Source organism: Mycobacterium sp. (genome assembly GCF_019247615.1).
GTDB lineage: Bacteria > Actinomycetota > Actinomycetes > Mycobacteriales > Mycobacteriaceae > Mycobacterium.
In genome coordinates this window covers 1-12,128 of record NZ_JAFBAT010000043.1, presented here as the reverse complement: position 1 = coordinate 12,128, position 12,128 = coordinate 1, and the positions used below count along the sequence as shown (strand labels likewise).

12 protein-coding genes are annotated in these 12,128 nt (G+C 66.4%); 8 read left to right on the top strand and 4 right to left on the bottom strand.

Annotation, left to right across the window (positions count from 1 at the left end; genetic code table 11):
- Window positions 1-43 precede the first annotated feature (43 nt).
- The gene (locus JO059_RS02930; RefSeq protein ID WP_293314623.1) at window positions 44-832 is read right to left on the bottom strand and encodes an SDR family oxidoreductase; all 789 of its coding nucleotides are present in this window, start codon (window positions 830-832) and stop codon (window positions 44-46) included.
- Between the two features lie 212 nt (window positions 833-1,044).
- On the opposite strand from JO059_RS02930, the gene JO059_RS02925 reads away from it, so the two are divergent.
- Entirely contained in the window at window positions 1,045-1,644 is a 600-nt protein-coding gene (locus tag JO059_RS02925; RefSeq protein ID WP_293314622.1) for a TetR/AcrR family transcriptional regulator, read from the top strand.
- A 36-nt stretch (window positions 1,645-1,680) separates the two neighbouring features.
- On the opposite strand, the gene JO059_RS02920 is transcribed toward JO059_RS02925, so the two are convergent.
- Window positions 1,681-2,784, bottom strand: coding sequence for a dihydrodipicolinate reductase (locus JO059_RS02920; RefSeq protein WP_293314621.1), 1,104 nt, complete (start codon window positions 2,782-2,784; stop codon window positions 1,681-1,683).
- A 275-nt stretch (window positions 2,785-3,059) separates the two neighbouring features.
- Here JO059_RS02920 and JO059_RS02915 point away from each other — a divergent pair, with 275 nt between their 5' ends.
- The 7 genes from JO059_RS02915 to JO059_RS02885 all read left to right on the top strand — a co-directional run bounded on the left by JO059_RS02915 (window position 3,060) and on the right by JO059_RS02885 (window position 7,983).
- The gene (locus tag JO059_RS02915; protein WP_293314645.1) at window positions 3,060-3,755 is read left to right on the top strand and encodes a hypothetical protein; all 696 of its coding nucleotides are present in this window, start codon (window positions 3,060-3,062) and stop codon (window positions 3,753-3,755) included.
- 139 nt (window positions 3,756-3,894) lie between these two features.
- The gene (locus JO059_RS02910) at window positions 3,895-5,424 is read left to right on the top strand and encodes a MorD protein (protein WP_293314620.1); all 1,530 of its coding nucleotides are present in this window, start codon (window positions 3,895-3,897) and stop codon (window positions 5,422-5,424) included.
- Complete coding sequence (locus JO059_RS02905; RefSeq protein WP_293314619.1) at window positions 5,421-6,212, top strand: CbbQ/NirQ/NorQ/GpvN family protein; 792 nt, start codon at window positions 5,421-5,423, stop codon at window positions 6,210-6,212. Before JO059_RS02910 ends, JO059_RS02905 begins: the two co-directional genes overlap by 4 nt.
- A gap of 15 nt (window positions 6,213-6,227) precedes the next feature.
- Window positions 6,228-6,356: a hypothetical protein gene (locus JO059_RS02900; RefSeq protein ID WP_293314618.1), complete on the top strand. Its 129-nt coding sequence runs from the start codon at window positions 6,228-6,230 to the stop codon at window positions 6,354-6,356.
- Complete coding sequence (locus JO059_RS02895) at window positions 6,353-7,060, top strand: hypothetical protein (RefSeq protein ID WP_293314617.1); 708 nt, start codon at window positions 6,353-6,355, stop codon at window positions 7,058-7,060. Before JO059_RS02900 ends, JO059_RS02895 begins: the two co-directional genes overlap by 4 nt.
- 20 nt (window positions 7,061-7,080) lie before the next feature.
- Entirely contained in the window at window positions 7,081-7,512 is a 432-nt protein-coding gene (locus JO059_RS02890; protein WP_293314616.1) for a hypothetical protein, read from the top strand.
- A 48-nt stretch (window positions 7,513-7,560) separates the two neighbouring features.
- Window positions 7,561-7,983, top strand: coding sequence for a hypothetical protein (locus tag JO059_RS02885; RefSeq protein WP_293314615.1), 423 nt, complete (start codon window positions 7,561-7,563; stop codon window positions 7,981-7,983).
- A gap of 89 nt (window positions 7,984-8,072) precedes the next feature.
- Here JO059_RS02885 and JO059_RS02880 read toward each other — a convergent pair whose 3' ends face one another.
- Both JO059_RS02880 and JO059_RS02875 read right to left on the bottom strand, forming a co-directional pair.
- A complete protein-coding gene (locus JO059_RS02880) occupies window positions 8,073-10,640 on the bottom strand; it encodes a sugar epimerase family protein (protein ID WP_293314614.1) in 2,568 nt (855 codons plus the stop codon).
- Window positions 10,641-10,643: 3 nt separating this feature from the next.
- A partial coding sequence (locus JO059_RS02875; RefSeq protein ID WP_293314613.1) for an SDR family NAD(P)-dependent oxidoreductase occupies window positions 10,644-12,128 on the bottom strand: 1,485 nt, incomplete at its 5' end.

Genomic DNA, 12,128 nt, shown 5'->3' with positions numbered 1-12,128 from the left:
GGTGGGTGATGACCCATCATGACGCGTTGAATCGCGGTTCGGGTCAGTAGTCCGGTATCGGCAGCGGCGAATTGTTGGAGTCGATGCCGCCGTCGACGTGGAAGGTGGCGTTGGTCGCGTAGCAATCGCGCGTGGATAGATACACCGCGAGCCGTCCGAGGTCCTCGACGTCGCCCAGGCGATGCAGCGGCGTGTTCTCCTGCATCTTCTCTAGCGACCCAGGCATCAGGTCCAGGCTGCTCTGCAGTCCGTCGGTGGCGAACGACCCGAGTGCGATGGCGTTGACACGAATCTTCGGCGCGAGTTCCTGCGCCATGGCGCGGGTGAGCGCTTCGAGTCCGCCCTTCGCCACGCAATAGGCGGTCAGCGCCCGGATGCCGAATCGGGCCGAGCCCGACGAGATGTTGATGATGGAGCCGCGTCCGGCGCTGAGCATGTGCGGGGCCGCGAGCTGACTCATGATGAAAGCCGATGTCACACACCAGTCGAAGGTGTGCCGGAAGTCTTCGTCGGTGATATCCAGGAACCGCGCGTACGTCGCCCCGCCGACATTGTTGACCAGAATATCGATGCGCCCGAAGCGCTCCACGGCCGTGTTCACGACGCGTTCGCCGTCGGGACGGCTCATCGCGTCCGCGACGAGCGCCAGCCCCTTGCCGCCCGCGGCCTCGATACCCTCAACCGTGCCAACGATATCCGCTTCGGTGCGTGCGGTCCCGACAACCGTCGCCCCGGCCTCCGCCAACACCCGTGCGATGCCTGCCCCAACACCCTTGCCGGCGCCCGTGACGATCGCGACCTGTCCATCCAGCCGGAATTGCTCCAACGCCATGCCGGGCTCCTTCGGGGATGGTGCGTGGTGTCGCGGTTTCAATCTAGGAACCTTGCTGACTAAAGTCAACAAATTTGCCGAGGTTGGCACTGTCGCGGCGCGCGACGTCTCGATAGTGATCAAGTTGTGCAAGCCTTTTTGGCGGGAACACGGCATAATGATCTGTTAGCCTCGCTGCTCTGGTATGAGTCGGGTCAACCGTGAGGAAAGAAATGGCTGTGACGGACCGGGTGTCTGTGCGCGAAGCCAAGCGCTTACAGACGCGGGAGCGCTTGATGGGCGCCGCGATCGCGGAGTTCGCCCGCGCGGGGATGGCCGAGGCCGACGTCAGCGCCATCGTGGCCGCCGCGGGAGTCGCCCACGGCACCTTCTTTTTTCACTTTCCCACCAAGGAGCATGTGCTGCTGGAGCTGGAGCGCCGGGAAGAGGACCGCATAGCCAAGCAGTTCGCGCAGTTCCTGAAGTCCGAGCACGATCTTGCCGCCGCGTTGAACGAGGCGGTCCGCGTCGTGGTCGGGCTGGAACGTCGATTGGGCTATCTGCTCTTCAATGACTTTCTCGCGCTGCACTTCTCCCAGACCCGCCCGCCCACCGAGGACGGCCGGGATCACCCCTTGGTCGTCTTGGTCGCGCAGGAAATCGCGCTTGCCCAAGAGCGCGGAGAAACGGATCCGCAAGTCAACCCGATGAACAGCGCGGTGTTCTTCCTGCTGGGTCTCTACTCTCTGTTGATCACCACGAACCACTGGCCGACCGGCCACGATCTGCTGGAAGACTACGTGGCGCGTGCGCTGCGCAGCTTGCAGCCCTGACCACGCTTCAAAAGGCCTGCGCCGCAACGCCCGACGCTACGAGCGCACCAGGCCGCGCAACGGCACCAGCCCGAGCTCCTTGTGGGTGAGGAATCCCGGCGCGGCCTCGCACACGGCCGGAACCGTGTTCGCCGGGCCCATCGCGGTCCAGGTGTAGCCCGGCTTGGGGTAGTTGCCCTGCGGATCCGCCGGCGCCTGCAGGATCAGCTCGGTGGGCTCGTCACCCTCGATCACGATGCGGTAGTGATAATGTCCGCCCCAATCCGGCTGCGGCTCAATGGCATCGTATTCGTCCATGGTGTACATCTCGTGGAACGTGATGAGGGGCTTGCCGTCGACCCACGTCGTCCACTTGTGATGCTGGGAGGCGACGGTGCCCTTCTTGATCGAGCCCTTGAAGCCCGGCATGTCGCTGGTCGCTCCGCCTTCAAAGGGGATGTCGCGGATCGCCGTTCCCAGCTCGACGTCCGTCGTGTACTTCTCGACCGTCTTCCCCAGGCCGTCGACCACCATGGCCATCGATTGGGCGAACAGTGGCCAGGCGTTGCCCAGCAGGTTCGGCCCGGCCATGAACTCTTCGGGAGTTTTCCCCATCCCCATTTCGTGCAGGTACTTCAAGGTGTCCTTGCCGAAATTCACCACCTCGTAGATGTGGATGGCGTCGATCCGGCTCACGATGCGGGCCAGCGTCAGGACGAGCAGGTCTCCGGCGAAGCCGGGGTTGACACCGCCCGCGTGGAACGACGTCCCGCCCTCGCGGCACGCGGCGTCGATCTTGTCGATGTCGGCCTGACTGTGCTCGGTGCGAAACCACCACGCGCCACCCGACGCGACGACGTTCTTGCCCGCGCGCAGCAGGCGGCAGACCTCGTCGGGATCCGACCACAGCGGCGCGTAGAAAACGCAGTCCGCGTCCAGCGCTTCGATCGCCGCCTTGTCGGTGGTGGCAAGCACCCCGATTGGCGCGACGCCGACGAGCTCGCCGGCGTTCCTGCCCACCTTCTCGGGGCGATTGCAGAGCACCCCGACTACCTCGAAGGCGGGGTTGTGGGCGAAGTGACGCAGCGCGACTGTTCCGACATTGCCTACGCCCCATTGGATTACGCGGTACTTCTTCTCTTCCGGCGAATTGGGCGTCATTGCTACTCCTTTGGCCTGAGCGGCTGAGCGTAGGCGCTTCGTCAACATCGTGTCAACGGTCACTAACCTGACTGCTGTCAGCAATTGAGTTCGGACCACCCCGGCGGTCTCTGCTGACTCGTTGGATATCGGTGGCCTGTCAATGCTGCTGCGCCACCTACGGCGGACAATTGGGGCCGCATCGGCTCTTTTGTTGACTTAAGTCAGCCTGTTATAGTGCAATGCACCTGCGCGATCGGCCTCGATGACGGGGAGGGTTCGTGAATCTGCCGAAGCTGCACGAGCGGGGCCCCGCTCTACCGGGGCTGACGTTCGACGAGCACGCGGAGCGGTCGCAGCTTGCGCAGCGCCGAGCCGACAAATGGCTGATCTCCGGCAGTCTGCTGATCGGCACCGCGGCGTTGGGCATCTTCGGGCTGCCGCTGTTCCTTTGGGGCGTGCGGTTGCTGCGCCGGGCGCAACGGGATGGGCTCTCGGTTCGGCCGATGCTCGTCACCCTGCTCGGCTATCTGGTCATCATCGACGCGGCCATCAATACCGTGGGGTGGGCGCTCGATCTAGTGGCAAACCACACTCTGCTCGCCCGGGTGCTGTTGAACGGCTGGGGCAACATGTTCGATGCCGGCTACTTCTGGCACTACAACGAGCTCTGGGTCGGCGGCGCGGCGGGCCCTGGGGAAAAGGCCTGGGAAGTCGGGCTCATCCTGACCGTCTTCACGATGCGCATCGCCGCCGCGATCGGCTTCCTGCAGATGAAGCGCTGGGGCCACCAATGGATGGTCGTCACCTGCTGGATGGGCGTGGTGATCTGGATCGGCTACGTCTTCAACATGACGATGTTCGCCGACGTGCGCTTCGCCGGTGTCGTGCTGCCGGTCGTCGGCTGGTGGCTCTACGACATCTTCTACATCACCCCCTTCCTCGCCATCCCCTATCTGCACACCGTCAACCGCGAAATCTTCACCGACTGAGAGCCTTTGAGGAGGTCAGAACGTGGGCTATCTCTGGGAAATCCTTCGCTACGTTGCCGCGTGGGGCGGCACCGGCCTGATCATCTGGTTCTGGTACTGGCTGTTCTCCAACATCGGCACGTTCTGAGTGCTACCGACGATGGCTGAAGGCCCCGACACCCACGCGATGGCGCTCGAACGAAGTAGTGCCGTGACGGCGGTGGCGTTGAGCGAGCAGCGTCGCGAGGGCGCTCGGCTCGTCACCGGCGAGCGCCGCAGCTTCGGGTTGAACGGCAACCTCGCGTTCGTTCATGTCCCCTACCCCGCCCTGTCCGACTGGACCCGCCGGACGCTGACATGCGGTGTGGCCCTGCAATGTTCGCCGTCGAAAGAACGCATCACCGAATACCGGCTTAACGAGCTGTCCACACGCGAACTGCGGGCCCTCACGCTTGTCGAAGCCGGCGTCGCCCTCGGCTGGATCGCGTCACGCTGGCCGGGCCTGGTACCCGAGGCGAGGCGACTGTTGCCGGAGATCCCCGCCGAAGCCGCCGACATGAGTGCCGAGGAGATGCTGAACCGGGCACTCGCGCTGGCGGCCACGGGTCGGGCGTTGACCGTCCCTCCACTGCTGGGCAACCTGCCGCTGTCCTACACGATGCCGCGCGGATGGGCCGACAAGTTGCGACGCAGCTTGGGCAGGATGCCCTGGACTACAACGCAGCAACGGATCCCGCGGCCGTACTCCGTTCCCGTCGGCGGCGACGGGGGCGTCCGCAACCCGAACCTGCCGCCGCCGAGCCGGCCGCAGGACAATGATTTCGACGTCACCCCGCAACACCGACCCGGAATTCCCTACCCGGAGTGGAACGAGTGGACGCAGCGGTTCATGCGCGACCACGTCGCCGTCGTCGAGAGTGCGGAGGCTCGGCGTATCCACGGTCCGGCGCCCGTGACCGTCGACGTGCGCAAGTGGTTCGAAGAACACACCCATCGCGCGATGACAAATCGCCTCGAAGACGGCTCGGACCTCGATGTCGACCAATACGTCAGCCACTACATCGATCTGACGACCGGCGAGGCCAAGGAGCCGAGAATATTCCGCGACCTGCTGCCCAGCGGCCGCGACGTCACCACGGCCCTGCTGCTCGACGGCAGTTCGTCGCTGGGGGTGCACGGCGGGCGTATTTTCCGCCTCGAATTGGCCTGCGCCGACGCGCTTTCGCGCGCGATGACACTGGCGCGCGAACGTCATGGCGTCTTCGTATTCACCGGCAACACCCGTCATCGAGTCGAAGTGCGCTGCCTGAAAGACTTCGAAGACCGCCGGTTCGTGCCGCCGAGCGGCCTGGGCCTGTCCACCCGCGGGTACACCAGACTCGGTGCGCCACTTCGCCATCTGACGAGCCGGCTGCTGGCGCAGGCCGCCGAGCGGCGCCTGCTGATCGTGATCGGCGACGGCCTGATCTCCGACGAAGGCTATGAGGGCCGCTACGCCTGGGCGGACGCCGCGCACGCCGTCGAGGAAGCGAGCGATGCCGGCGTGTCGATGTACTACGTGGGCGTCGGACCGACGCGGGTCGATCCCCTACCCGAGGTGTTCGGTCCTCGCCGGTCCCAACGGATCCGGCGCGTCGAGGACCTTCCGCGGGTGTTGGCTCATGTGCATCGTGAGCTGGTCGCCGCATGAACGCCGCCACCGATACCTATTTCGCGAACGGCAACGAAGTCGAGCTGTTCGAGCAGGCCTTTCGCCGGCGCCTGCCAGTGATGCTGACCGGCCCGACCGGGTGCGGCAAGACACGATTCGTCGAGCACATGGGCCTGCGGTTGCGGCGACCCGTCGTGACCATCAGCTGCCACGACGATCTCACCAGCTCCGATCTCGTCGGCCGTTTCATGGTGATCGGCGGCGACGTGGTGTGGACCGATGGCCCCTTGACCAGGGCGGTCAAGGCCGGCGCGATCTGCTACCTCGACGAGGTCGTCGAGGCTCGCCACGACTCGTTGGCGATCCTGCATTCGCTCACCGATCACCGGCGCTCGCTATACCTCGACCGCGCCGGCGAGGTGGTGCAGGCACCCGAAACCTTCATGCTGGCGTGTTCGTACAACCCCGCGTATCGAAGCTCGCTCAAGGAACTCAAACCGTCGTTCCGCCAGCGGTTCGTCACGCTGACGATGACGTATTTGCCGCCTGAGCGCGAGGCCGAAGTGATCGTCGCCGAAGCCGGAATTCCGGTGGCGACGGCGCAGCGTCTGGTCGACTGCGCGCTCGCGATCCGCACCGCCGACGAAGCCTTTCACTTCGAGCCACCGTCGACGCGGGTGTTGGTCACGGCCGCGCACCTGATCGCAGCCGGCGCAACCGAATTGGACGCGGCCGACGCGTGCATACTCGCGCCACTGAGCAGCGACGGTGCGGTCACCGACGGTCTACGTGAAGTCGCGGCGGCCAGCCTGGCCGTCTCGCCCTAGAAAGGAGCGACCGACATGGATCTGAAAGAGCGGAAACGCAAGAGGGCCCTGATCGTCTTCCAAATCCTCATCTACGGCTACCTGGCGGTGATGTTCGGGATCCAGCTCTACATGTCGTTTGCCCGGGGGTGGTGGGATCTGTGAACCTCCCTCTGCTCAACCGCCTTTCGGGCGGCTCCTCGGTCAGCCTCGAGGAGCACCACGACGAGTCCCGCCATGCTCAGCGCCGCGCGGATAAGTGGATGATCGCCGGTGCGGCCCTGATGGGCATGTGGGCTCCGGGTCTGATCGGATTCCCCATTTTCATGCGCGGGGTCTGGCTGCAGCGCCAAGCCCTGCGCGCCGGCCTGTCGGTCCGGCCGATGATCGTGACGTTGATCGGCTATCTCGTCCTGATCGACGGAATGCTCAACAGCCTGGGCTGGGCCCTGGACCTGGTCGCCAACCACACCTTGATCAACCGGGTGCTGATGGTTGGCTGGGGCAACATGTTCGACGCCGGATACTTCTGGCATTACAACGAACTTTGGGTCGGCGGCGCGGCGGGACCCGGCGAGAAGGCCTACGTCGCGGGCCTGATCCTCACGGTGTTCTCCATGCGGGTCGCGGCGGCGATCGGGTTCCTGCAAATGAAGCGGTGGGGCCATCAATGGATGATCATCACCTGCTGGATGGGCGTGGTGATCTGGTCGGCCTACGTGTTCAACATGACCATGTTCGCCGACGTGCGTTACGCCGGTGTGGTCTTCCCGGTCATCGGCTGGTGGCTCTATGACATCTTCTACATCACCCCCTTCCTCGCCATCCCCTATCTGCACACCGTCAACCGCGAAATCTTCACCGACTGAACAGGTTTAGGAGCACCGCAATGACCGAACCGTCACCCACCGAGAAAAAAGACCCGACCGAAGATCTCGAGCCGGGGACGACGCCGTACTACGCGCGGATGCACAAATGGATCAAACGGGCCGTCCTGGTGTGCCTGGTGGCGCTGGTGGTCGAGGGTGCGTTCACGTTGCCGTTCATGGCGGTCTACTACGGCTATCCCACGCTGAGCCTGACCGAGATCTGCAGCGAGCTGCTGAAGATTCGGTACTCCAACGACACCTTGGAGTGCAAGTATCCGTACCCGCCCTTCGGCCCGCCCGAGGGCGCCGAGGGCAAGGCGACCGCGCAGGACGTATGGGGCATCCAACCGATCCCGAAGTACCACCGGCTTGGCTTCCGCGAACTCGTCAGGATTCACGACGAAAGGCTCGCCCGCCAAGCGGCCCATCAGCAGGCGACGCCGCATCCGTGATGCCGGATACTGCATACGGAGTGCTAACGGCCGGCTGAAGGAAGTGGGATGACCACGGAAGATCAATCGTCGCTGCATCACGTCGTCTTCGCGGTGGCACAGGAGCGGCGCGCCGCGATGACGCAGATGTTCAACGATCTCGGTTTCGCCTTCGAGAGTGTGCCGCTGGCCGAACTCGGCGTGGAGGTTGCTCTGGATTGGAATCGCGGCATCGAGCTCATCAGCCCGATAGCCGGATCGGACGCCACGGTCGCGCGGTCGGTGACGGAATTCCTCGACCGGCACGGTGACGGGATCTACACGGTGGTGCTCCGGGTCCCGGGTGCCTCGGCGGCCGAGGCCGTGGCCCAGCGTTACGGCGCGACAACACGATTCCGGCAAAGCTTCGAAGGCGACGGCACCCATCTCGAAGAGGTCGACTTGTCCGTCTTGGGCCTGCCGCTGACATTCCTCGCGACCAACATTCCATGACGCCTGCCGGACTGCACTAGGCCCAGCGTCGACTTGTTGGGCGAAATCACCGTGTTTTGATCCAACAACTCGACGTTGGCCGCCACGGATCAGGGTTCGAGCACGTGAATCTCGCCCGTCGCGCCGTCGACCTCGATGAGGGCGCCGGGCGGCAACGATTTGGTCGCCCCCGCAACGTCCACCACGCACGGAAAGCCGAACTCGCGGGCCACCACCGCGGCGTGCGACATCGGGCCGCCGAGCTCGGTCACCACGGCCGCGGCGTAGCAGAACGCGGCGGTGTAGCCGACGTCGGTGACCTCGGCGACGAGGATCTCACCGGGCTGCAGGTCGTCGATCGTCTCGGGCCGCACGATCCGCACCCGGCCGCGCACCCGGCCGCCGCACACACCGACCCCGCGCAGGGTGTCCCCGGTGGTGAGGGCGGCCGGTGTCGTCGTGGTCGGCTGCCAGCTGCCGCTGAACACCGTCGGCGGAACGACGCCGGCCAGCCTGCGTCGTTCGGCTCGGCGCCGGGCCACCACGCTCGCGACATCCGGCGGGAGCGCGTCCAGCTCGTCGACGAGCAGATAGAACACGTCGTCGACGGCGTGCAGGACTCCGGCTTCGACCAACCTGCGCCCGTACTCGCGCATCAGGTTACGCAGCACCCAGTTGGCCCGCACCACTTTGTCGCGACGGACTTCGCGGTCGCGGAGTTGGTGCGTCGCCAGGCGCGCAATCGGCTTGGCCCGCAGCGGAATCCGGACCGGCTCCGGCTGCGGTGCGGGAGCGGCGCTCATCGCTTTGGTCACCATGCGTATCAGCAACTCGGGATCATCGGCGTAGCTGGCCGACAGCATCTCGAGCTCGGCCGGACCGCGATGCCCGATCAGCGCCAGCTCGGCCAGCACGGCGGCGTGAAACTCCGGCGCCTCGACGGCCAGCTTGCCCAGCCGCTCCCCCGGTTCAGCCAGCAGCGCCGTGACTTTCGGGTCGCGCTGCGCCGCGAGCACCAACCGCTGCATTGCCTCGACCGATCGCGCGCTGACCAATTCGGGGCCCCCGGGCGCGGCGGTGTCCCGCCCACACAAGCCGCGCAGCAACACGTTGGACGCGGCGCACAGCATGAACGACGCCGAGGCCAGCACCCAGCCGTGCACCACCTCGTCGCGCGCCAGCTCGATCAGGCTCAGCAGCCGCCGATCGTCGAGCCGGGTGACGTCGTCGTCGCAAAGGCGTTCCAGGCGATCGACATCGGCGACAAAGTCGTCGGTGTCGGCGGCCGAGCCCGCACTGAGGCCGATCAGGTTGACCCCGAACACCCCGATGTTGCGAACGGTACGCAGTTGCCTTCGCAGGTGGCTGGTTTCGGATCGCGGGCGCTCCGCGCCGAAGATCGGCAACGACGCCATGCTGGGGCCGAAGAATCCGCTGTTGCTGACGATCGTCGTGGGCTTGGCGAAGGGCACCGTCTCGGCCATGTAATGCGCCGAGGTGATGGCGCCGTAGAGCCGGTTGGCGAACACCGCGACCGTGCGCATCGCGATTTCGCGCTGGATGATGCCGCCGGGCCGCAGCCGCTGGGCGATGGCCACGCCGCCGGCGCGCAGCCCGCGCACGGTCACCGAGGCCGACGCCGGAGAGAACGGGCCGGGCAGTGCCTCCGACAAATTGGTGGCCAGAAAGGTGGGAAAGCGCGGGTCGATCGGGGTGTCGAACTCCCCGTTATCCCCCGCCGGGCCGGCCCAATTGGGTTTCACGCCGTCCCCGCTCGGCGCGTCGACGGCGGGCAGGTCCCCAATGCTGGTCATCCGCCACGGCAGCGACACCACCCGCCGGCCCACGGTGACCCGGCCGCGCACCGCGACCGCGAAGTCCTCGACACACTCGGCGGAGCTCCACGCCGGCCGGAATTCCCACTGCTCGCGCAACCGCGCGGTATCCAGGAACGGAGCGCTCTGCACGAGTTCCAGCTCGGCCGGTCGCATGCGCAGGCGCACGATCGGGCGTCCGAGTGCCGCAGCGATCCGCCGGAAGGTCAGCTCGCCCGGCGCGGCGAGATTGACGGCGCCGCTGCCGACTTCGGTGTCGACGATCGCCCGGTTGAAGAGCCGAAGCGCGTCGTCGAGGTGGACGACCTGCAGGCGACGATCGGTCGGCCCGGCGGGAAACGCCGGTAACGCCAACAGCCGGCGCACCCAGTTGTCGACGCCCCGGCCGAGAATCAGCGCGGAGCGGATGGCGACCCATTCCCGGCCCGAATCCTCGAGCAGCTGTTCGACGCGGGCCTGCTGCCGGCCGTCGGCGTTGGCGGGAGTTCTGGCGTCATGCTCGGTTTTGGGCGCGTCGCCCCCGCCGTAGACGTGTGCCGACGAAGGGAAAACGATGCGCCGGGTTCCGGTTACGGCGGCCGCCTCGAGAACGTTGAGCGTCCCGCCGACATTGACCTGCTCGCTGCCGTGTGCCCACGCGCAGTGGGCGACGACGTCCGCGCCGGCGATGGCGCGCTCGACCGCTCCCGCGTCGCGGATGTCCGCTTCGACGAAATCGGCCGAGCTCGACCAGCTTTCGGGCCGGTGCCGCGCGATCCCGGCGACATCGTGGCCCTGGCTGAGCAACCGGGCGGCGAGGCCGCGGCCGAGCACTCCGCTGGCGCCGGTGATCGCGATTCTCACAGGCTACTCGTCGTCATCGTCGCTCAACGCCGCGTTGACCAGCGCGTCGAGGTCCATGTCCGCGATGTCCTTCTCGGAAGTCACGGCCGGCGTCGACTGAGTGGCTCCCTCGGCCTCGTTCGCCAACGCAAGAAGCAATTCCAGCACCCCCGCCTGGCGCAGGCGCTTGACCGGAATGGACCCGACCACTCGTTGGATTTCGGCCTCCCCGGGCGCGGCGGCCGGGGTGTTCTGCTCGGCGGCGCCGAGGAGTTCGCGGTGCATGTAACCGGCCAGCGCCGCCGAATTGGGGTAGTCGAATATCAGCGTCGGCGAAAGGGCCAGTCCACTCGCGGACTTGAGCCGGTTGCGCATCTCGACGGCGGTCAGTGAGTCGAAGCCCAACTCCTGGAACGCCCGGTCCGGATCGATGGACTCGGGGCTCGAGTTGCCCAGCACCGTGGCGATGTTGGAGCGCACCAAGTCCAGCAGCACCGCCTGCTGCTCGTCTTCGGGCAGCCCTTCGAGGCGCTGCAGCAGAGCCGATTTCGATTTCGCGGCGGCCAGCGAGTCGTCAACCTGACGCCGGGTCGGCGCGTTGATCAGATCGACGAACATGGGCGGCAACGTCCCGTGGTCGAACTTGACCCGCAGCGCCGCGAGGTCGATGTGGGCGGGCAACATGAACGGCTCGTCGACGATCAGGGCGGTGTCCATCAATTCCAGCGCCTCGCCGGACGACATCGCGACGATCCCGTCCCGGCCGAACCGGGCGCGGTCGGCGGCGCCCAGCGCACCGGTCATGGCGCTGGCCTGATCCCACAGGCCCCACGCCAGCGAAATCGCCGGCAACCCGAGATTGCGCCGGTGCACCGCCAACCCGTCGAGGAACGAGTTGGCCGCCGCGTAGTTGGCCTGGCCCGACGCTCCCGCCAACCCGGCCATCGACGAGAACATGACGAACGCCGACACATCGAGCTCGCGGGTCAGCTCGTGCAGGTTCCACGCCGCATCGACCTTGGCGCGCAACACCGCATCGACGCGCTCCGGCGTCAGCGACGAGATCACCGCGTCGTCGAGCACCCCCGCCGCATGAATCACTCCGGACAGCGGTCGCTGCACCGGGATATCGGCGAGCACCTTGGCCAGCGCCTCGCGGTCTGCGGCGTCACAGGCGACCACCTGTACCTGCGCACCGTGCGCGGATAGCTCGCTCACCAACTCCGCGGCACCCGGCGCGTCCAGGCCGCGCCGGCTCAGCAGCACCACGTTGCGGGCACCGTGGCGGGACACCACGTGACGCGCCAAGGCCGAACCGGCCATTCCGGTGGCACCGGTGATCAGGACCGTACCCGCCACCCAGGCGTCCGGCATGCTCATCACGACCTTGCCGACATGGCGTGCCTGGCTCAGATGCCGCAATGCCGCCGGAGCGCGCCGGATGTCAAACCTGGTGACGGGCAGGGGTTGTAGCACGTCTTCACCGAACAGCGCCGCCAGCTCGTCAAG